The sequence below is a fragment of the Massilia sp. GER05 genome (assembly GCF_052056005.1).
Lineage (GTDB): Bacteria > Pseudomonadota > Gammaproteobacteria > Burkholderiales > Burkholderiaceae_D > Telluria > Telluria orientalis.
Genome location: NZ_CP178858.1, coordinates 4815385 through 4836610, shown reverse-complemented (window position 1 = coordinate 4836610; position 21226 = coordinate 4815385). Strand labels below are relative to the sequence as shown.

Annotated in this window: 18 protein-coding genes and 1 pseudogene; 7 read left to right on the top strand and 12 right to left on the bottom strand. The window is 68.8% G+C overall.

From position 1 onward, the window contains the following. The first annotated feature begins 43 nt into the window (after positions 1–43). On the top strand, positions 44–1093 hold the full coding sequence (locus ACL58G_RS21440) for a LacI family DNA-binding transcriptional regulator (RefSeq protein WP_440963077.1): 1050 nt from the start codon (positions 44–46) through the stop codon (positions 1091–1093). Here the strand turns inward: ACL58G_RS21440 and ACL58G_RS21435 are convergent, their stop codons facing one another. Genes ACL58G_RS21435 through kduI form a run of 8 tightly spaced genes read right to left on the bottom strand, consistent with a single transcriptional unit; the run spans position 1094 to position 9376 of the window. Beyond that, positions 1094–2296, bottom strand: a complete 1203-nt coding sequence (locus ACL58G_RS21435; protein ID WP_440963076.1) for a glycoside hydrolase family 88 protein — start codon at positions 2294–2296, stop codon at positions 1094–1096. 17 nt (positions 2297–2313) lie between these two features. Continuing rightward, complete coding sequence (locus ACL58G_RS21430) at positions 2314–3555, bottom strand: oligosaccharide MFS transporter (RefSeq protein WP_440963075.1); 1242 nt, start codon at positions 3553–3555, stop codon at positions 2314–2316. A gap of 18 nt (positions 3556–3573) precedes the next feature. Continuing rightward, positions 3574–4560, bottom strand: a complete 987-nt coding sequence (locus ACL58G_RS21425; protein WP_413388501.1) for a carbohydrate kinase family protein — start codon at positions 4558–4560, stop codon at positions 3574–3576. Further along, the gene (locus tag ACL58G_RS21420; protein WP_440963074.1) at positions 4557–5771 is read right to left on the bottom strand and encodes an AGE family epimerase/isomerase; all 1215 of its coding nucleotides are present in this window, start codon (positions 5769–5771) and stop codon (positions 4557–4559) included. The genes ACL58G_RS21425 and ACL58G_RS21420 overlap by 4 nt, the downstream gene beginning before the upstream one ends. 11 nt (positions 5772–5782) lie before the next feature. Then, positions 5783–6808: a hypothetical protein gene (locus ACL58G_RS21415; RefSeq protein ID WP_440963073.1), complete on the bottom strand. Its 1026-nt coding sequence runs from the start codon at positions 6806–6808 to the stop codon at positions 5783–5785. Next, the gene (locus ACL58G_RS21410) at positions 6805–7761 is read right to left on the bottom strand and encodes a sugar kinase (RefSeq protein ID WP_440963072.1); all 957 of its coding nucleotides are present in this window, start codon (positions 7759–7761) and stop codon (positions 6805–6807) included. The genes ACL58G_RS21415 and ACL58G_RS21410 overlap by 4 nt, the downstream gene beginning before the upstream one ends. After that, the gene (kduD, locus tag ACL58G_RS21405) at positions 7758–8513 is read right to left on the bottom strand and encodes a 2-dehydro-3-deoxy-D-gluconate 5-dehydrogenase KduD (RefSeq protein WP_413388506.1); all 756 of its coding nucleotides are present in this window, start codon (positions 8511–8513) and stop codon (positions 7758–7760) included. The genes ACL58G_RS21410 and kduD overlap by 4 nt, the downstream gene beginning before the upstream one ends. 14 nt (positions 8514–8527) lie before the next feature. Beyond that, entirely contained in the window at positions 8528–9376 is an 849-nt protein-coding gene (kduI, locus tag ACL58G_RS21400; RefSeq protein WP_440963071.1) for a 5-dehydro-4-deoxy-D-glucuronate isomerase, read from the bottom strand. A gap of 500 nt (positions 9377–9876) precedes the next feature. Here kduI and ACL58G_RS21395 point away from each other — a divergent pair, with 500 nt between their 5' ends. Then, positions 9877–12894, top strand: a complete 3018-nt coding sequence (locus tag ACL58G_RS21395; protein WP_440963070.1) for a putative Ig domain-containing protein — start codon at positions 9877–9879, stop codon at positions 12892–12894. Positions 12895–12904: 10 nt separating this feature from the next. Then, the gene (locus ACL58G_RS21390; protein ID WP_440963069.1) at positions 12905–13495 is read left to right on the top strand and encodes an NF038129 family PEP-CTERM protein; all 591 of its coding nucleotides are present in this window, start codon (positions 12905–12907) and stop codon (positions 13493–13495) included. Between the two features lie 74 nt (positions 13496–13569). Here ACL58G_RS21390 and ACL58G_RS21385 read toward each other — a convergent pair whose 3' ends face one another. Next, on the bottom strand, positions 13570–14406 hold the full coding sequence (locus tag ACL58G_RS21385) for a lipid-binding SYLF domain-containing protein (protein ID WP_440963068.1): 837 nt from the start codon (positions 14404–14406) through the stop codon (positions 13570–13572). 111 nt (positions 14407–14517) lie between these two features. On the opposite strand from ACL58G_RS21385, the gene ACL58G_RS21380 reads away from it, so the two are divergent. The 3 genes and pseudogenes from ACL58G_RS21380 (at position 14518) to ACL58G_RS21370 (ending at position 15884) form a co-directional block, all read left to right on the top strand. After that, on the top strand, positions 14518–14889 hold the full coding sequence (locus ACL58G_RS21380; protein ID WP_413345985.1) for a DUF2784 domain-containing protein: 372 nt from the start codon (positions 14518–14520) through the stop codon (positions 14887–14889). Between the two features lie 97 nt (positions 14890–14986). Continuing rightward, positions 14987–15115, top strand: a pseudogene (locus ACL58G_RS21375) (DUF427 domain-containing protein); the annotation flags it as partial. 10 nt (positions 15116–15125) lie between these two features. After that, positions 15126–15884: a M15 family metallopeptidase gene (locus ACL58G_RS21370; RefSeq protein ID WP_413380430.1), complete on the top strand. Its 759-nt coding sequence runs from the start codon at positions 15126–15128 to the stop codon at positions 15882–15884. Here the strand turns inward: ACL58G_RS21370 and ACL58G_RS21365 are convergent. After that, entirely contained in the window at positions 15881–16891 is a 1011-nt protein-coding gene (locus ACL58G_RS21365) for a hypothetical protein (protein ID WP_413380429.1), read from the bottom strand. The genes ACL58G_RS21370 and ACL58G_RS21365 overlap by 4 nt on opposite strands. A gap of 168 nt (positions 16892–17059) precedes the next feature. On the opposite strand from ACL58G_RS21365, the gene ACL58G_RS21360 reads away from it, so the two are divergent. Beyond that, the gene (locus ACL58G_RS21360) at positions 17060–18589 is read left to right on the top strand and encodes a sigma 54-interacting transcriptional regulator (protein ID WP_440963067.1); all 1530 of its coding nucleotides are present in this window, start codon (positions 17060–17062) and stop codon (positions 18587–18589) included. A gap of 9 nt (positions 18590–18598) precedes the next feature. Here the strand turns inward: ACL58G_RS21360 and ACL58G_RS21355 are convergent, their stop codons facing one another. Next, on the bottom strand, positions 18599–18991 hold the full coding sequence (locus ACL58G_RS21355; RefSeq protein ID WP_413380425.1) for a hypothetical protein: 393 nt from the start codon (positions 18989–18991) through the stop codon (positions 18599–18601). Positions 18992–19021: 30 nt separating this feature from the next. Continuing rightward, positions 19022–21220 carry a protein kinase domain-containing protein gene (locus ACL58G_RS21350; protein ID WP_413380423.1) on the bottom strand — a complete coding sequence of 733 codons (2199 nt, stop codon included), beginning with the start codon at positions 21218–21220 and terminating at the stop codon, positions 19022–19024. Between the last annotated feature and the right edge of the window lie 6 nt (positions 21221–21226).

The following is a 21226-nucleotide window of genomic DNA, read 5'->3' as shown; positions in this document are numbered from 1 at the left end:
TCGATAACAAAGCCAGGCCATCAGACTACAGGACAATAATTCAATGGGTAGTGAAACCAAGCAGGGCGATCGCCCGGCCGCCGGTGCGACCGTCTGGGACGTGGCGCAGAAAGCCGGCGTGTCCGCGATGACCGTGTCGCGCGTCATCAACGGCAACGCCAGCGTCAGCGACAAGACGCGCGAAAAGGTCAACCGCGCCATCCAGGAACTGAACTACCAGGTCAACGTGGCGGCGCGCGCGGCGCGCATCGGTACGCTGCGCGTCGGCCTGTTGTACAGCAATCCCAGCGCGGCGTTCCTCAGCGCCTTCCTCGTCGGGGCCCTGGGCGAGTGCAGCCAGACGGGCGCGCACCTGATCCTCGAGAACTGCGACAACCTGCGCAGCCAGCGCAAGGCGATCGACCGCCTGATCGCGGACGGCGCCGACGGCATCCTCGTGCCGCCGCCGCTGTGCGACTCCAAGGCCGCGCTCAAGCAGCTGGCCGAAATGGGCATTCCGTCCGTCGCGGTCGCGACCGCGAAGCCGTCGCCGCAGATGTCGGCCGTGCGCATCGACGACTACGAAGGCGCGCTGACGATGACCAGGCACCTGCTGGCCCTGGGCCACACGGACATCGGCTTCATCAAGGGCGACCCGGAACACACGCCGGCCCAGCTGCGCTACCAGGCGTTCATCGACGCGATGCGCGACGCCGGCCACCACGTCCCCGCCGAGCGGGTGGCGCAGGGCATGTTCACCTACCGTTCCGGCCTGCTCGCCGCGCGCGAACTGCTGGCGCAGCCGACGCGGCCGACCGCGATCTTCGCCAGTAACGACGACATGGCGGCTGCCGTCATCGCGGTGGCGCACGGGCTGCACATGCAGGTGCCGGACGACATTGCCGTCTGCGGCTTCGACGACACGCCCGTCGCGACGACCGTGTGGCCCGAGCTCACGACGGTCCACCAGCCGATCACGGAAATGGCGCGCAGCGCCGTCGCCCTGCTGGTGGAACACATCCGCGCGCGCCGCGCCGGCCAGTCGTACATGCCGCAGCACCGGCTGATGCCGTTTACGCTGGTCGAGCGCGAATCGACGGAAGCCCACGAGTAATTACCAATAGGGGCGCCACGTGCGGGTCAACCGCACGAGGGCCTCGAGGTAGAAGTAATCGCCCCAGATGCAGGCCTCGTCCACGCCGACGCCGTTCGGCTTGTGGTACACGCCGTGCTTCAGGAGGCCCGCGCCCGGCGTGCCGCTCGTGTCGGCGTAATCGCCCGCGAGCGTCAGTACGGTGCCGGCCGCGGCGCGTTCGTAGGCCGGACGCAGCGGATCGGCCAGCGGCAGGTTGCGCGCCAGTTCCAGCAGGCCGCAGGCGGCGATGGCGGCGCCCGAGCTGTCGCGCGGCTCCGGTCCGGACGTGAACACGAGATCCCAGTAGCAGATGCCGTCCGCCGGCAGGCGGTTCAGGTAGTAGTTGGCCAGCACCTTCGCCAGGTCGACGAGGCGGCCGTCGCCGTTGTGGCGGTACACGAGCGGGAAGCCGGAGATGCCCCACGCCTGGCCCCGCGCCCAGCACGAATCGTCCGCGTAGCCCTGGTGCGTCTTGCCGTGCAGCGGCGCGCCGCTGCCCGGGTCGAAGAAGAACGTGTGGAACGTGGAGCCGTCGGGACGCACGATGTGGCGCGCGGCCGCCTCGATGTGGCGGTCGGCCGCCGCGCGGAACGCCGGGTCGCCCGTGAAATCGCTGGCCCAGTACAGCAGCGGCAGGTTCAGGTTGCAGTCGATGATCATGCGGCCGCGCTGGGCCGGGTCGGACAATTCCCCCCACGCCTGGATGATGCCGGCGCCCGGCAGGTAGCGCTCCAGCAGCATGCGCGCGGCACCCAGTGCCGCTTCGGCCGCGAGCGGTTCGCCCGTCAGCTGGTAGCCGGACACGCACGAGAGGCTGTACAGGAAGCCGAGGTCATGGTGGTTGACGTTGATGCGGTCGCGCTGGCGCGCGTGGAAGCTCGCCACGTGGCGCAGGCCCGCGTCGCGGTAGCGGGCGGCGCCCGTCAGCTCGTACGCGAGCCACAGCATGCCGGTCCAGAAGCCGTTCGTCCATTCCGTGTTGTCCATCGCCTCATAGACGCCGCCCTTCGACGACGGCATCGGGAAGGCGTCGCCGAAGTGCGCCAGGTTGCGGTCGACGGCGTCCAGCGCGCGCGCGATCGCGCGGTCGATGGCGGCCTTGTCGATGGCGCGGTTCCAGTGGGCCGGCAGCGCGCCGGTGTTCAGCGGCTCCAGTGCGGCCGCGTTCAGAGGTGGGGTCATGCTTGCTCCTTGTTGGATCATTTGGCAGGTTCGGCGAGCGGCGCGGCCTGCTCGCCGGACGTTTCCGCCGGCGTCGGCAGCAGGAACACGGCGGACAGGATCAGGAAGACGAGGCCGAGGCCCGCCAGGATCAGGTAGGTCGCGGAAAAACCGATGCGGTCGTAGCCGATGCCGGCCAGCGACGACAGCGCGAAGATGCCGATCGAGTGGCCGAAGCTCACGCCGACCATGTAGACGGTCGAGGCGAGGCGGTTGTCGAAATGGCGCGCGATGTAGCGGAACAGCGAGACGGCGAGGATCGGCAGTTCCACCGAGTGCAGCAGCTTCATCGCCGAGATCGAGACGGGACCGACGGCGAGGCCGGAACCGGCGATCCGCACGAGCATGATGGAACCGGCCAGCAGCAGGCCGTTCTTCGCGCCGATGCGGCGCACGAGCAGCGGCGCGAGGAACAGGCCGCCCGCCTCCAGGAAGATCTGCGCGGAGTTCAGGTAGCCGAACATCGCGACGCCCGTCTTCGGGTCCGGGAACAGCGACGCGAAATAACGTGAGAACTGCTGGTCGAACACGAGGTACAGGTTCGTCACGCCCAGCACGAACACCATGAAGCGCCAGAAGCCCGGCATGCGCAGCAGCGCGACGGCGTCAGCCAGTTTGACGCCGTCCTTGCCGCGCACGCCCGGTTCGGCCGGGCCGCCACGCGTGACGGCCAGCAGCGCGAGCATCACGCCGCCCGCCAGCGAAGCGAGCGCGAAGTTGATGCCCGGGTCGACGTTGTAGATGCGGCCACTGAACGCGGCGGCGCTGGCGAAGCCCAGCGAGCCCCACAGCCTCACGCGGCTGTATTCGAAGCCGTCGCGGCGGCCGATGCGGTCCACGTACGATTCGATCGCGTAGCTGCCGGCATTGAACGTGATGCCGAGGTACAGCCCGCCCACGACGGCGCCCAGCAGGATGTTCGTCTTCAGCAGCGGCGCGTAGAGGAACGGGAAGAACAGGCCGGACAGGGCGACGAGCGCGGCCACCGTCCACAGGATGTTGCGGCGGGTGCCCACGCGGTCCGACACGAAGCCGTAGATCGGCTGCGAACACATCGCGGCAAAGGCGTTGGCGGCAAAGACGATGCCCGCCTCGGTCCCCGACAGCTTGAGCGTCTGCCCCAGCCAGACGGCGAGCAGCGAGATGCTCATCGCCTGGGCGAAGAAGTAGATGTAGACGTAGCCGCACAGGAAGCGGAATTGCGATGTGCGCGTTGCCATGGTGTCTCCTGGTTATCGTTATAACTGCTTGCCGAAATACTGTTGGCGGGACGCCGCGAAGTCAAGGGCAAGATTGCTTCCCTCCTCGCGCCGGACCACGATGGTACCCGCCAGCGCGAGCACGGCGTCGAGCGCCGGCGGCTGCGCACCGGCCGCCTGGCAGGCCGCGGTACCCGCTGCGACGGCGACGCGCAAATGGCTGCCGCCGGCCCGCTCCGGCCACGTCATGAGGCTGTACAGCAGGCCGCCGATGCTGGCGTCGCCCGCGCCCACCGTGTCGACGACGTCCACGGCAGGTGCGGCGGCGCGCCAGGTGCCGTCGGGTCGCACGAGGAGGGCGCCGTCGGCGCCGCGCGTGAACAGGTACGTCGCGGCCGGATTCATGGCGCGCAGGGTTGCGAACGCCGCGTCGGCATCGTCGATGCGGAACAGGCCGCGCACGTCCTCGTCGGACACCTTGACCACGTCCGCCAGGCCCACCATCGTGCGCAACGTCTCGTCATAGCGCGCGTCCATCAGCGCGCGGAAGTTGGGGTCGTAGCTGATCTTCGCGCCGCGCAGTTTCAAGCCGCTGGCCAGCGCGACGAGCGTGCCGGCGAGCGGCGCGCGCGCAAGGCTGATGCCGCCGAAGTGGACCCATGCGGCGCCGTCCTGCCACCCGGCCGGCAGATGGTCCGGATCGAAGTGCAGGTCGGCGCTGTCCGTGCCGATGAAGAAGTAGCGGGGCGGGTGGCGTTCGTGCACGACGGCCAGCAATGGCGGGCGGTCGACCTGCTGCAGGAAGCGCTGGTCGAGACCCGCTGCCGCGTTGGCGGCGGCGAGTTCGAGGCCGAACACGTCGCGGCTGACGGCGCCCGCGAACGCGCTCGGGATGCCGAGGCGGGCGACGACGCGCGCCACGTTCCACGTCGAGCCGCCGGTCTGGCTCGTCCACGTGCAGGGGCCCGTCGCGAGCAGGTCCGTCAGCGCTTCGCCCGCCGCGACGAAGCGGGGCAGCGCGGTCATGGGTTCGCCTCCAGCGCGTGCAGCACGTCGTAGCAGGCGCCCATCGTGTGATAGTCCGTCTTGCCGGCCGGGCTCTTCTCGTTGGTCAGCTTGCGGTTGTCCTGGCCGAGGATGCGGTACCAGGCGCCGTGGTCGTGGTCGACGAAGTGCGCCCAGCTGTACGCCCAGATGCGGTCGTACCAGTTCCAGTAGGCCGGGTTCCCGGTGCGCACGGCCAGCAGCGCGGCGGCCGCGAAGCTTTCGGCCTGCACCCAGAAATACTTGTCGCCGTCGCAGATGCTGCCGTCCGGCGCGTAGCCGTAGCAGATGCCGCCGTGCTCCGCGTCCCACGCGCGCAGCAGCGCGGCGTCGAACAGTTGGATGGCGCGCGGCGCGAGCCATTCGGCGTCGCCCGCCAGGTGGGCGCGGTGGCGTTCGAGCAGCAGCAGCAGCTTCGCCCATTCCGTCAGGTGGCCGGGCTGGTAGCCCCAGGGCCGGAAGATGTTCGTCTTGTCGTCGCGGTTGTAGTCCCAGTCCACCGACCAGTCGGCGCGATAGTGTTCCCACACGTAACCGTCCGCGAGGGCGGCCTGGCGCAGCGTGATGTTGCGGGCCAGCGTCTCGGCGCGGTGCAGGTAGCGCACCTCGCCCGTCGCCTCGTACGCCGCCAGCATCGCTTCGCACGAATGCATGTTGGCGTTCTGGCCGCGGTACGCGTCGAGCACGGACCAGTCGGCGCTCGCCTGGTCCGCGTACAGCCCGTGTCCGGGTTCCCAGAAGCGCGCCTCCATCAGGTCGAACGTCTCGGCGAGGTAGCCGCGCGCCTCCGCGACACCGGCGCGCAGCGCATGCGCATACGCCAGCATGACGAAGGCGAGGCCGTAGCAGTGGTTGTCGCCGTCGAGGACTTCCTTGCGGCCCGCGTCCCACGCGAGCTGCCAGGCGTAGCCGCCCGTGCGCGGGTCGCGGTGGACGTCGCGCAGGAAGGCGACGCCGTGGCGCACGGCCGCGAGGTGATCCGCGCGCTTGACGCGGCAGTACGCCGTCGCGTAGTTGAAGACGAAGCGCGTGCTGCTGACGAGGTGGCGCGTCGCGCGGTCGTACACCGTGCCGTCGTCGCGAAAGAAGTGATAAAAACCGCCGTTCGGGTCGATGCAGCGCGGGTGATAAAACCGCATCGTATGGGCGATGTGGTCGAGCAGGAAGCCGGGAGAACGGAAGTCGGGTGCCATGGCGCGGTTCTCTATCGTTGGGTTGGGAGGGACGGTTGGGGCCAGGCGGCGATGCGGTACCGGGTTTCCCACGGCGCGTCGGGACCGATGGCGATCCCGAGGCGGTCCGCCAGCGGATGGTTCGCGGGCGCCGTCGCGACGCGGCCCAGGTCGAACAGGCTGTTCACGGGTTCGGCGCCCAGCGCCAGATGGCTGCTCATCCAGGGGAAGTGGATGCGGCCGCCGTTGCTCACCCAGAGCAGCAGGTCGGGCAGCTGCGCCGTGTCCCACCACAGGCCGACGCAGGCGTCGTAATCGAGGTAGTGCAGCGCGATCGGCGCGGCGCCGTCCTGGCCGCCGATCGCGCGCACCTGCAGCAGTTCCTCGGCCGGCCCGGCGAACGGCAGGTGCGCGAGGTCGATGGGGCCGTCGACGCCGGCCAGGCTGTCCAGCGATGCGGAGCGCGTGTCGGTCAGCAGCCGCGACACCGCGCCCGCCGGCTGGGCGGGATAACTGTGGATGCCGTCGTGCGGCCCGAGCACGATGCGCACGCGCCCCGGTGCCGGCGGCAGGCGGAACGTCGGATGCAGGCCGGCGGGCACGCGCGCCGCGCGGCGGGCCCATACGCGCAACGTGATGTCGACGGCCGGCGCGTGCGGGTCGGCCGCGATCTCGCGTTCGATGTGTTCGATCGGCGAGCCGGCGGGATAGTCGATGGCCAGGCGGATGCGGGTGTCGGTCGCCGACACGCAGCGCCAATGGTGGTTGGCCGCAAAGCCGTGGTCCCACGCATCCTCGGGCGCGCGCGTGCCCCAGCCGGCGGGCAGGCCCGGCGGCGCTTCCGTGCAGCCGAACGGCAGGCAGGGCCACTCGCCGCGCAGGCGCCGCATGATGCCGGGCAGGGTGCCGGCGCGCGTCATGCCGGCCCAGGGGGCCACGTGCATGATCTCCAGTTCCCGCTCGTCGCCGATGCGCAGGCTCAGGGGGCCGAGCATCGCGCCTAGCGACTGCACGTCCGCGCTGCCGTGGTCCCAGGTAAGACGCCAGCTGCCGGTCATGCGGACGTTCCCGTGTGTGCGGCGTTGAAGTCGCCTGTGATCGCGTGTTTCATGGCAGCGGCGGCCAGCGCGAACCCGGCCACGTCCGCCGTCGCCATGCCGGACTGGAGTCCGTGCAGGACGCCGGCCGCGAAGGCGTCGCCGGTGCCGATATGGTCGACGGTGCCGGACAGCCGGTAGCTGCCGCCGGTCACGGACTTCGTGCGCGTGTGCAGCACGGCCGACAGTTCGTGCTCGTCCGTCCGGTGCGCCACGCGGCCGGTCCAGGCCAGCATGGCCAGGTCGGGAAATGCGGCGAACGCGCTTTGCACCGCATCCCGCTCGCGCGCGGGATCCGCCAGTTCGGGGCGGTCGAGCACGAGGGCGATGTCGCGCGGAGCGGCGAACAGCACGTCGGCCATGCGCATCGCCTCCGGCAGCGGCGGCTGCGCCGTGCCGTCGAACGCGACGCGCACGCCCGCGGCGCGCGCCGCCCGCATCGCCGCGAGCACGGCCTGGGCGGGGCCGTCGCCGGCGGCCGGCGCGATGCCCGACACGTGCAGCCACCCCGCGCCGTCCAGCAGCGCGGGCCAGTCGTACAGGCCGGGATCGGCCAGCGCGTATGCGGAGCCGGCGCGGTCGTAGATGATCTCGGACGGACGCGCGACGGCATCCGGCGTGATGAAGTACAGGCCCATGCGGCCGGGGCGCAGGCGGATGCCGGCCGTGTCCACGCTGTGCGCGCGCAGGCTGTCGAGCGCGGCGCGGCCGAGGGAGTTGTCGGGCAGGACGCTGACCATCGCGGTGCGGTGGCCGAGCAGGGCGAGCGCGACGGCGACGTTCGCCTCGGCGCCGCCCGCGCACGCGTCCAGCGCCGGCGTCTGCAGCAGCATGCGGCCCGGCGGGGCGGCGAGGCGCAGCAGGATCTCGCCGAAGCAGACGATGCGGCCCTCCAGGTCGGGACGGGCGCTCATCGGGCGAGCCAGCCGCCGTCCACCGGCAGGACGATGCCGTGGACGTAGTCGCTGGCGCGGCTGGCCAGGAACACGGCGGCGCCGGCCAGGTCGCCCGGCTGGCCCCAGCGGCCGGCCGGGATGCGCGCGAGGATGGCCGGCTCGCGCACCGGGTCCGCGCGCAGGGCCGCCGTGTTGTTCGTGTCGAAGTAGCCGGGCGCGATGGCGTTGACGTTGATGCCTTGCGCGGCCCATTCGTTGGCCAGCGCGCGCGTGAGGCCCGCGACGGCGCTCTTGCTCGCCGTGTAGGCCGGCACGCGGATGCCGCCCTGGAACGACAGCAGCGAGGCGATGTTGACGATCTTGCCGCCGCCGTTTTTCGCCATGTGGCGCGCCGCGACCTGGGACACGAAGAAGACGGATTTCAGGTTGGTGTCGATGACGGCGTCCCAGTCCGCCTCCTCGACGTCGAGGCTGTCGGCGCGGCGGATGATGCCGGCATTGTTGACGACGATGTCGAGCCGGCCGTTCAGGCCGACGGCGGCGGCGACGACGTCGCGCACGGGCGCCGTGGACGACAGGTCGGCGTGCACGTCGAGGAAGCGGCGGCCGAGCGCGCGGACTTGCGTGGCCGTGTCGTCGGCGGGAGTGCGACCGGCCGCGACGATGTCGGCGCCGGCCGCGGCCAGCGCGAGGGCGATGCCTTGGCCGAGGCCCGTGTTGGCGCCCGTGACGAGCGCCGTGCGGCCGGCGAGGTTGAACAGGTCGAGCATGGGGGGCCCCTTCCTTATTTCAGCTGGCAGATGTCGAGGACCTGCATGTCCGTGTAGTCCAGGTTCTCGCCGCCCATCGCCCAGATGAACGCATAGTTGGCCGTGCCGGAGCCCATGTGGATCGACCACGGCGGCGACACGACGGCCTGCTCGTTGGCCACGACGATGTGGCGCGCCGAATCGGGTTCGCCCATGAAGTGGAACACGCGCTGGTCGTCGTGCAGGTCGAAATAGAAATACACCTCCGACCGGCGCTCGTGGACGTGCGGCGGCATGGTGTTCCATACGCTGCCCGTCTTGAGGATCGTGAGGCCCAGCAGCAGCTGGGCGGACTTGCAGACGCCCGGGATCACGTACTGGTAGATCGTGCGTTCGTTCGACGTCGCGGCGCTGCCGCGCTCCAGCGGGATCGCCTGGGCGTGCGTGATCTTGACGAGTTCGCAGCGGACGTGCGCGGGCGTCGACGCGAGGTAGAAGCGGGCGGGGTTGGCCGCGTCCAGCGATTCGAAGACGACTTCACCGCTGCCCATCGGGACGTACAGGCCGTCGCGCGGCGCCAGCTCGAACGCCTGGCCGTCGACGGTGACACGGCCCGCGCCGCTCGCCACGTTGATGATGCCCAGCTCGCGCCGCGCCAGGAAGGGCTGGCCGGCCGCGGAAGGCGGCTCCGTGTGGGTGGGCAGGGCCAGTGGGCCGGCGACGGGCGCCGCGCCGCCGATGACGAAGCGCTCGTCGTGGCAATAGTTCAGCGTGACGGCGTCCGGCGCGAACATCCGGTCGATGAGGTAGCGCTGGCGCAGCTGCTCGTTGCTGGCGCCCGCCATCATGTCGGGGTGGGTGGCGTAATACGTCTTGTCGAACACGGAGGTCTCCTCGCGATGAATATCGGTTATCGATAACAATCATATCAGGGTATTTCGAAAAGTAAAACCCCGCAGGAGGCGCGCCGGCGCAAAAAAAATGACCCGCCCGACGAAGTCGAGGCGGGCCGAATACGGGACTGGAACGTACCCGCAAGGAGATCGCCATACCGGCATGAACCGGCTATGCCCGAGCGTACAGCGCAAGTTAACGATAACAAACCTTGTCGTCGAGATCAACAGATTTTGTTGCGTCCCGATTTCGTTCCCGGCTGCGGGGCATTTGTCGCGGACGCAACACGTGGAGGTAACGATAACAAATCTTCATCCATTCCGTTGTGCTCGTGTTACGATCGCCAGCGCTATCGATAACACAACAGTCGAAGGAGGAGGCAGCGTCGTCGGTGGCATCCATTGAACTGGTTAGCAAACATATAAGGACAATCATGTATAACCATTCGCGTCAGAGGTGGAATGCGTTGCGCGGCAACGCAAAAGGAAAGATGGTGGCATTGGCACTGGCGTCCGCGCTGGTGCTCGTGGGGAGCGGCGCCAGGGCCGTGACCTTCGTCGCCACGCCGATGGTCCAGCCGGTCGTAAGCGGTACCGGCTTCCGCCATCCGGGACTCGGCTTCACGCCGGAGCAGCTGGAGTACGTACGCCAGCAGATCCGCGCCGACGTCGAGCCCTATAAATCGTATTACAACACCCTCGCGACCGTGTGCTGCAACTATGCGAACATCAACTTGCAGCCCACGAACCGCGACGCCACGAAGGTCGATACGCCGAACACGCCGAACTACAACAGTACGACGGCACAAACGCGCATGATCAACGATTCGCAGGGCGCGTTGACGCAGGCGATCCTGTACTACGTCACGGGCCGCAACGAATACCGGCGCAACGCGATGCGCATCCTGCGCACGTGGAGCAACATGAACCCGAACGGGTACGCCTATTTCCCGGACGCGCACATCCACAACGGGGTGCCGCTGTCGCGCATGCTGATGGCTGCGGAGATCATGCGTTATACGCCGGCCGATCCGACCTATACGGATTACCCGCTCGCGTGGACCGACACCGACACGCAGAAGCTCAAGGACAACCTGGTCGATCCGATGGAGCGTACCTTCTTCTCCAGTAACGAGCGGTTCAGGAACCAGCAACAGTATTCGCTCGTCGGCCGGATCGCCGGCGCGATCTTCACCGACAACCGTGCGCGCTACGACGAGTCGGTCGAATGGCTCACCGTGAACGCCACCTCGACGCGCCAGGACATCAACGGCGCGATCATGTCGGCGATCGCGCGCATCGACGCGGACGACCCGCTCAACAAGACGGGCAAGACGTTCTACGAAGTGCAGGAGATGTCGCGCGACGGCGCGCACGCGGGCGACAACGTCGACATCCTCGGCGGCCTGCTGCGCCTCGTGACCGCGCAGGGCACGAAGGTCGATCCGTTCACCGGCAAACCGTCGTCCGGCGGCGACGCCGTGAGCGTCTACCGGTTCGGCGACGACCGCCTGCTGCGTGGCGCGAACGCCTACGCCGAATACATGCTCGGCTACGACACGCCGTGGGCCGACACGACGGGCGGCACGTCCGGCATCTCGCCCGCCTATCGCGGCCGCCTGTACGAGGTCGACGCGATCGCGGAGATCTACAACACGTACAAATACGTGGAAGGGGTGGACGTCGACGCCGAAGCGCCTTACCTGGCGACGGCGGCGGCGCATGCGAACGGCCCGGCCATCCCGTGGGGACCGGCGACGCCCAACAACAAGGACATGGGCCCGACCGCCATCTTCACCTTGCCGCAGGCGCTCACCGGCGTGCAGCTGCCGGCCAGTACGGCGGGCATCCTGGAGACGGAGCGCAAATCCATCTTCCTCGACGGCGGCTGGGCGATGCAGACCGAGGGCGACCGCACCTTCGGCCATGCGGGCGTGACGCCGGCCGGCGCCACCATCGTGTTCCACGACGTGCAATACGCGGACCGCTCGAAGTACGCGCCGGTCGGCATCATGGTGCGCACCAGCGCACCGGTCACGCTGTCCGCGAGCGCCAGCCGCGACGCCAGTCCGTGGTCCGTCATGACGGTCCCCGACACGCACGGCGCATGGCGCTACATCGTGCCGGACACGTCGGCTGCCGCCATCGGCAGCCGCGCGCTCGGCGACAACATCATGTTCTTCAAGTTCTCCGGCCCCGAGGGCGCGACGGTGGACGTCGACTATGTGAACATGGCCGCGCCCACGCAACTGACGCCGCCGCGCTTTGCCATGCCCGTGTTCCCCGTCACGGAAATCGTCGTGCAGGGCATGCCGTACCGCGCGACCTATGCCGCGGCGGACGCCAACACGGCGGACAGCGTCGCGTACGAGGCCGTCCGGCTGCCGGCCGGGGCGACGGTGAACACGTCCAGCGGCGCGTTCGACTGGACGCCGGCGCCGGACCAGGTGGGCATGCACGACATCGTCGTCGCCGCGACCGACGGCGTCGCCGTCAGCACGATGACGGCGCGCCTGGACGTGCAGCCGGACCGCGCGTCCGCATTCCGGGCCGCGCTCGACGGCTACGATCCCGCTGCCGCCTACACCACGCCGTCGCTGGCCACGTTCAAGACGGAGCTGGCGCCGCTGCAGCAGCAGATGGCGACCGTGTCCGATGCCGATTTCCCGGCCCTGCTGAAGGCCGTGCAGGCGGCCGTGCGCAAGCTGGAGCTGGTCAATCCGAAGGTCGCCTCCGACGGCAGCCTCGACTGGAGCAAGAACATGGTGACGACGATCGGCTTCGGCGCGGACCGTCCGGCGCTGCTCGTCGACAATAACTACAACAGTTATTCCGGCGACCTGCGCGCGCCGATCACCATCGACTTCGGCGAGAACTACCGCGTGGCGGTCGGTGCCTTCGGCATCCAGGCCCGCTACATGTTCGGCAACCGTTCGCAGGGCGCCAACGTGTACGGGTCGAACGACAACGTGAACTGGACCTTGCTCACGAGCCGCGAGACGACGGACACGAGCGGCCGCAACTTCGAGATGGAAGTCATCCCCGTGCTGCCCGGCCTGGAGACGCAACAGTACCGTTACTTCATGGCACGCGTCGACCACCCGGGCCCGCCGACGGATCCGGCGTATCCCGGCATTTCATCGTATGGCGAGTTCCACTTCTACGGCACCCGCTATGACCTGCTGGCGCCCGTGGACCTGACGGGCAACGTCCGGATCGCGCGGTCCGGCCTGACGATGAACCGCTTCACGCAGAAGTACGCCGGCACGGTGACGTTCACGAACACGGGCGGTACGGCGCTCAAGGGACCGCTGCAGTTCCGCCTCGCCGGCCTGACGAGCGGCGTCACGCTCGACAACGCGACGGGCGTGAAGGACGGCGTGCCCTACGTCACCCTGAACGAAGCGGAACTTGCGCCGGGCCAGACGGCGACCGTGACCACGACGTTCTCTAACCCGGCGAAGGCCACCATCGCCTATACCCCACAACTGTTCAAGGCACAATACTAGGAGACACACCATGCAGTCCATCACTCACCGCGCGGCCCGGATGCTGGCCGCAACCTGGATGTACCTGTGCGCCGGCGTGGCGCTGGCGGTGCCGGTCCACCACGTCGACATCGATACGTCGGCGCTGGGCTCGGGTACCGCCTACCTGGGCATGTCGTTTCTCAGCGTGGGCGGCGCGACGCCGGCCAGCGCGTCGGTCACCAATCTCGCGGCCGACCTGCTGGGCATGCCCGTCGGCACCGGTTCCGTGGCAGGCGGACCGCCGGGCGCGCTGACGTTCACGAGCGAGGCGGGCGGCGGTGACTGGTTCCAGGCGATCCAGCTCGGCGGCCACGTCGGCTTCGACGTCAGCTTCCTGTTCGGCGACGGCACCGACGGCAGCACGTTCAGCTGGTCGCTGTTCGACGACACGCACTACCTCGGCGTCGACGGCGACCTGGGCAGCATCGCCCTCCATCCGGACGCGGCGCCGGACGGGCGCCTGACCATCACGCCGGACAATGCGTTCACAGCCGTGCGCGCCGTTCCGGAGCCGTCCACGCTGCTGTTGGTGGCGCTGACCGGCTGCATGCTGGCGGCAGTGCGGCGCCGGCCGGCCTGACCGTTCGCGGTGGGGCGCCGTTGGGCGCAGCCACCGCGATCGGGCCTGGGAACCCGCGCGGGCCGGACGCGCCGCTACCGTCCGCCCGCCTTGCCGCTGCTTCCGGCCGGCGTCGGCGGACTGCCGAGTACCTTGCGCAGGGCGTCGGCCTGGGCGTTGGTCTCCTTGCTGTCGATCGCCTGCAGCGCCGTCATCGGCTTGCCGTAGTAGGCCTCGGTCAGGCGCTGGTTGTAGCGGACGTCGTTGATGCCCACCGTGGCCGCGTTGCCGAACAGGCCCTTGCTGCCCGACCACGCGACGACGTCGCCCGCCGTCGAGCCCTGGGCCATGCGCGCGAAGTTGACGACCGTGAGCCCGGCGTCGGCGCTGAGCGAGAAGTTGTTACGGTTGCGGAAACTGTCGACGGCTTTCTGGTTCAGCAGCACCAGGGCGATCGGCCCGCCTTCCACGCCGGCCTGGAGTCCGATGCTGAGGCCGCCGGTGTCGAAGAACACCGGGTTGCCCCAGGTGCCATCCGCGCGCCGGGCCATCAGCACGCCCGCGCCGCCGGCACCCCCGACGCCGAGCGCGGCGCGGCCATAGGTGGGCACGATGAAGACGCCGCGCGCGCGACCCAGCAGGGCCGCCATGCCGGTCTCGTTGCTCATCGTATGGACGACGCCCACGGCGTCGCTGACGTGCTTGACGGCGGCCTGCTGGCGCCGCGTGGCGGAGTCGTTGTCGGTGCCGTGCGCCGCCTGGCCCGCCGCCGCCGTCGCGGACCGGGTCGGCTGGGCATCCTGCGCGGTGGCGGCCGGCAATGCGAAGGCGAGCATGAGCAGGGCGGCGGCGCCCAGCAGGGCATGCCGTAGGGCGGACCGGCGCCGGCCCGCGCGAGGCGGCGGCGTCGTGCGTGGCATCACGTGCATCATGATGTTCTCCTCGGTTCGGCCGAACGGATCGGCGATGATGGTGGAGAATAGGAGCACCCCAGGGTGCGGGCTTGACATGTATCAGTCGTGCGCCGGTCGGTATCATGGGCCATGGTCTATCAATTGTTCGCCGCCATGGTGCTGTTATTGCACCTGGGCTTCATCCTGTTCGTCGTCGCGGGTGCCGTACTCGTCGCGCGCTGGCGCCGGCTGCTGCCGCTGCACCTGGCCGCCGTCGCCTGGGGCATCCTGATCGAGGCCACCGGCGCGGCGTGCCCACTGACCGGGCTGGAGAATCACCTGCGCATGCTGGCCGGGACGGCGGGCTATGCGGGCGGTTTCGTCGACCATTATCTTGTCGGACTCATCTATCCGTCCGGTCTCACGAGCGGCATGCAATGGGGACTGGCCGCGGCCGTGCTGGCGCTGAACGCCGTGCTGTACATCCGCATCGTGCGCGGGGGGCGGGACGACCGCGATTGATCCGGATCCGCGGCTGGAGCGGACGGGACGCACTTGCACGGGACCGGGCGGCATGAGATCGTAGGGGGCCACGACAGGAGAAAACATGCCGACAGCCATGAAGACACCCGGTCCCGACCATCCGATCACGATCACGCCGGCGCCGGGCCGCGTGACGGTGCGCGCCGGCGGTACCGTGCTCGCCAGCAGCGACCGCGCGCTCGCGCTGCGCGAAGCGGATTATCCGGACCGCGTCGATGCGATCGAGACCCGTTGAGCCCGGCGGTGAGGGGCCCGGCGGCGTGCCGTTCGACGAGTTCACGCTGACGGGACGCGCACGCACGCATGTCCAGCATTACGGGCAGATGCCGGGACAGCCCCGTTTTGCCGCGCGGCCCGAGGTCGCGGCGGCGTTTCTCGCGATGCGCGCGGCGGCCGGGGAGGACGGTATCGACATGCTGCCGATCGCGTCGTGGCGGCCGTTCGAGGCCCAGGCCCGCAACTGGAACCGCAAATTTTCCGGGCAGGCGACATTGTACGATTGCGCGGGCGGTGCGCGCGACCACGGGGCGCTGGCGCCGCCGGACATCGTCCGTGCGATCCTCGACTGGACCGGGTTGCCGGGCGCGACGCGGCGCCACTGGGGCACGGACATCGACGTGTTCGACCGCGCCGCGCACCCGCCCGGCTACCGGACGAAGCTGCTGCCGCACGAGGCCGGACCGGACGGCGTGTACGCACGCCTGCATGCCTGGCTCGACATGCACGCGGCGCGCTTCGGTTTCTTTCGTCCGTACCGCACCCGCCGCCGCGGGATGTGCCCGGAACCATGGCACCTGAGCCATGCGCCGTCGGCACGGGCGGCGCTGGCGGCCATCGATATCGACATGGTCGCGCGCGCGGTCCGCGGTGCGGATCTGCTGGGCCGCGAGCTCGTGCTGGAGATGTTGCCGGACATTTTCCGCGACCACGTGCTGGACGTGGACCGCCCGGACGCGGGGATCGGCGGCGGTTAGCCGGCGTCCTGGCCGGCCGTGCGGGCAAGGCGGTGCACGCCGCCCGCATCGGCGCGGTCCGCGCGCACGGCGGGCGGCGCCAGGTGCAGGGTGGTGCGGGCGAGCGCGTCCATGCGCACGCCGAGCGGACGCCGCATCGGACCGGGTTCCAGGCGGGTAGCGAACATCCACAGGACGGGGTAATCGAGGGTCGTCGGCACGACCACGTTCAGGATCATCGCGAGTTGCCAGTCGGCGCACTGGAGGTCGTCGATAGAGATAAGCAACGGCTGGTTCGCCGCGCGATGCTGGACCAGCGCGCACAGGGCGGCCGTCTGCAGCAGCTGGGTGGCCGGCAGGGGCCACTCGGGCGGGGCGTCGATCAGGCCGACGCACGCGTCGACGTGGACCGGCGCCACACCCAGCGCGGCGCAACGGCTACGCACGAGGTCGGCCAGCGGGACGGCGTCCGTGCCGGCGCCGGCCTGAAGGCCGAGCAGGCCGAGCATCAGGTCGGCGGCCGTGTGGACGGCGGGGATGCGGGCGCGACCGCCGTCGAGTACGACGCAGGTGTAGCCGCGCGTCCGGGCGTCGCGGACGCCGAAGGACAGCAGCGGCGATTTGCCGGCGCCGGCGACACCCTGCACGTCGATGATCCGCCCGCGGCCGCCGGCATGGACCGCGTCGATGACTGCACGGCATTGCAGGCGCTCGACGTCCGAGATGTCCGCCGCGTCCGGCACGGGACGCGCGCGCGGCGCCTGGCGGGTCGGCTCCGGGTCGATCAGGGTCTCGACGCCGATGCCGTAGAACGCGGCCAGGTGGCGCACGGTGCGGTAGGGTACGGGCCTGCCGGATTCGGCGCGCTTGATGGCGGCGCGGGTGAGGCAGAGTCTGCGTTCCTGGAACTGTTCGGACAACGCCTCGCGTCCGCTGCGGCGCTGGCGCAGGGCTTTCAGGCTGTGCACGTCGAGCATGACGCGGGCGTCAAAGGGCTGGATGGGCGAGGAAGCGAGGTTGAATGTCATTGCACGTCCGGGAAAAGGCACCGCCCCGATGGCGGCGCTACTCATATTGCAAACGCCGTGCCATGGCGAAATCCGGGGAGACGGGCCCGATTTCGGCCCATCGGATGTTTCTGCGTGTAAAATTGCCATGTTTTTTACATGTAAAGCGATAACGTCGACGTTCCGCGCATGCTTGACTCCACCGAATATACCCAGACGTTGCAGCTGTCCGCGCAGGGGATGCCCGGACGGCCGCTGCTGGCGCTGACGATCCTCTGGCATCCCGACCCGGCGCGCATCGGCGAACAGTTCGTCGGCGATCCCGGCACGCTGGAAGTGAACCGCTACGCGCCGCTGTTCTATCGTCCGGGCCAGGCCGGCCTGCCGCTGGGCCACGGCACGATCTCGCGCGACCCCGTGCGGATCGTGCGCGGCGGCGATGGCGAGGGCGTCGTGGTGTATTTCCCGGCGACCCGCATGCCGGTCGAGCTGAACGGGCGGGCCGCGACGGGGCCGGTCCGGTTCGACGCGGCCGACGTCGCGCGCGGCCAGGTCCTGACGCTCGGCCGCGCCGTCGTCCTGTGCCTGCACTGGATGGACTGCCTGCCCAAGCACAACCCGGTGCCGGGGCTCGTGGGCGTGGGCGCCGCGGCGATCGCGCTGCGCGACCAGATCCGCATGGTGGCGCCGACCGACATCCCCGTGCTGCTGCTGGGCGAGACGGGCACCGGTAAGGAAATCGCGGCGCGCGCGATCCACGCGCTGGGCCAGCGCGCGCAGGCGCGGCTCGTCGCCGTCAACATGGCGGCGCTGAACGAATCGTTGGCGGCGGCCGAGCTGTTCGGCGCGGCGCGCGGCGCGTACACGGGCGCGCAGGAGCGCCGTGGCCTGTTCGCGGAAGCGGACGGCGGCACCCTGTTCCTCGACGAGATCGGCAATGCGCCGGCCAGCGTCCAGCCGATGCTGCTGCGCGTGCTGGAAGGGGGCGATTTCCGCCCGCTGGGCGCGAGCCAGGACCGCAAGACGACGGCGCGCCTGATCGCGGCGACGGACCAGGACCTCGACACGGCCGTATTCAACCAGGCCCTGTTGCGCCGGCTGGAAGGATTCGCGCTGCAACTGCCGCCGCTGCGCGCGCGGCGCGAGGACATCGGCGTGCTGATCGTGCACCTGCTGCAGGCGCATGGCGCGCAGCCGGTGCTGCCGCTGGAACTGGTGGTGGAGATCGCGTGCCACGACTGGCCCGGCAACATCCGCCAGCTGGGCCACACGTTGCGCCGCGCCGCGCTGCTGGTCCAGCACGGCGGCACGCCGCAGCTCGAACAACTGGTGCGCCTGACGCCGGCCCCGGCCGGCAGCGCGGCGCGCCTGGCGCCCGCGCCGGAAGTCCCACCGGCGCCGGCCGCCGCGCCCGGGACGCCGCGCCGCAAGCCGTCGGACATCACGGAGGCCGAAGTATTGCGGGCGATGGCGGCGAACGAGTGGAACATCCAGGCCGCGGCGCGCGACCTGGGCATCTCGCGGCCGACGATGTACAAGCTGCTCGATGCCCACCGCGAGATCCGCTGGGCGGAGCGGATTCCCGCCGATGAGATCGAACGCGCATTGGCCGCGTGCGCGGGCGACGTCGGGCGCTGCGCGGAAGTGCTCAGGACGCCGACGGAGTCGTTGCGGCGGGAAGTGCGGCGCCTGACGCTGGATCGCCTGACGCCAACGTAGACGACGCGATTAGTCGCACATCGGCGGCATCGTGCCGACGTCCACTTCCGGGTCCGGAAGGAAATAGAACGAACTGGTTCCGTCACTGTTGCTAGTCGAGAACGATACCGTGAATCCCCAAAGACCATGTTGCTGACCGACAACGACAGTCGAGTTCGCCTTAAGGTTGATGCGGTTGCCTTCGGTAAACGGCGACCCGCCATGGCATTTTGTCTCCATCTTCCCGCTGATCAGCACACATTCAGCGATGTCATCAGGCCCATCGAACTGGAATGTGATTTTGTCGCCCGACTGAACCTTGAGCGCGTCGCCATCGTGATGCGGGACGCCGTCCAGGCTCCAGGTGGCCGTGGTCTGGCCTTTGACGTAGGTGACCACAAGTTGATGGGTTTTTTGGGGCATGGTGTTCCTTTCGTTTGAACTGTGAGGCGATCAGTCTGGGTGGTAATTGGGATCGCGGCGTAGCGCCAGTAGATCTGGTTCCGCTTCGACGTACTTTGCCGGATAGCCGAGGCGGAGTGCTTCTGTGATTGCCGCGAGCGCCTGCTTACGGTCACCAAGCAGTTCATAGGCGAGGCCGGCGCGGAAATGAGCGTCGGCGTTCGCGGGAGCCAGTGACAACGCCCGTGTTATCAATGTCCGCGCCTCTTCCTGGTGGCCAGAGCGGGCCGCATACAGTCCCATGCGGGATACGAGCAGCACATCGTTCGGGGAGTGCTCGAGCCGTTCGGCCAGCAGGCGTCGTGCCTTGTCGTATGCCTGACGTGCCTCGTCGCCTCGTCCAGGGATCCACAGCAGAGTGTCAGCCAGGTTGGCCCAGTTCAGGTAGGATCCCGGCGCGCCGCGGGTCGGCGAGACGGCATTTTCGAACGCGCCGGCAGCACCGACGTAGTCGCCGCGTTTAAACAGGATGTTGCCAAGGGTTGCATAGAGATCGGCGCACGGACGTACTTGCAGACCTTGTTGAAGTACGCGCAACGTCTCGTCAGAGCGATTCTGGCGCATCAAAACGGCGGCCAGATTGGAATAGGATCTCACCGCATCCGGCTGCAGCGCAATGCTGCGACGAAATGCCTCTTCGGCGGCGGGAAGATTAGATTGTTCGTAGTACACAGAACCCAGCGCGTCGAGGAAGACACGTTCGCGTGGAAACTGGCGGATCGCTTCCGTGATCGCGGATTCCGCAGTTGCATAGCGCCGGGCGTGGCGCAACGTTTCGATCTTACCCCACCACGCGAAAAAGTTGGAGGGATCGAGGCGAAGTGCTCGATCGTAGCTTGCGACAGCGTCATCCCGACGGCCCTGAAAGTCGCGCACCCAGCCTTGGGCGATGTACCCGAGCGCTAATTGATCGTTCAGTTTCAACGCCTGCTGCGCACCGGCATCAGCCTTGCGCAACCATGTTTCATCCTGGCGATCACCGCCATAGCGGATAATACTGACGAGCGATAAGCCGGCAACTGCCGCAGCACTATCAGGGCTCTGTTTCAAGATCCGGTTGAAATGCGTTTCTGCGTTCTCGAGGCTCCCAGGAAGATCCAGCAATTTGAGTGCGGCCAGGCCCTGTTCCATCTCCACCGCTTCAGAATAGGGGGCCAGCGCTTCGCTGAGCATCCCGAGCCTGGGTGCAACCTGCCACCACAGCCCGCCTGCAATCGCGAACCCGATCGTTGTGGCGATACCAATGTGCACGGCACGGCGGGAAAGGCGGTTCTTGAGCTGAAGAGTGTGCTCTTCTTGTGGGCTGGCCGAGCCGGGCTTGCCCCTCTTTTCTCTTAGGCGCCGCAGTGCTTCATCCATGGTTGTTACCCGCTGCTCGGGCTGTCGCGCCGTCATCGCCCGTATCAATGCGATCAATCTCGTATCGAGGCTGTCCGGATAATCCCACCCATCCGACGACGTCTGGATGAGAACAGCGGCAAGTGCCAGCCCATGCAGGGCCGCGAACGGCCGCTTGCCGCAGACGAGTTCGTACAGGATGACGCCGAGCGCATATACGTCCGCGCGCGGATCGGGCGTCGCGCCCTGCAGCCGTTCGGGCGCCATGTAGGCGATCGTGCCCTGGGGATCGGTCTGGCCGGTAGCTGCGACCTCGCCCAGCGACACGGTCTCGGTGGCCAGCGCGTCCTGGCGTAGCGCGAGACCGAAGTCGAGGATGCGCACGCGTCCACCGTCTTCGATCATCAGGTTCGACGGCTTGATATCGCCATGCACGAGACCGGATGCATGCGCGTCGCGCAGCGCCTCCGCCACCTGGCCTACCCAATCGAGAGCAGTCGCGAGATTGACTGGGCCTCCCCGCAGAATCTGTGTCAGCGTGCGGCCATGCACCAGTTCCATGACGATGAATTGACTAATGCCGTCATCCTCAATGGCGTGCACCTTCACGAAGGCGGGATGATGCAGCGACGCGGCCAGGCGCGCTTCACGCACGAGGTCCGCGCTTGCCATCGAGCCGTGCCGTATGGTCTTGATCGCGACGCTGCGGTGCAGGCGAGTGTCCCATGCTTCGTAGACTACGCCGAATCCGCCCTCGCCGAGTCGGGCGCGCAGTTCGTAGTGTTCGGGACGACCGGAGCCGGGAACGACGTTCGATGTGCCAGTCGTATCAGGATGAGTAGACGCTGCCATGACCCG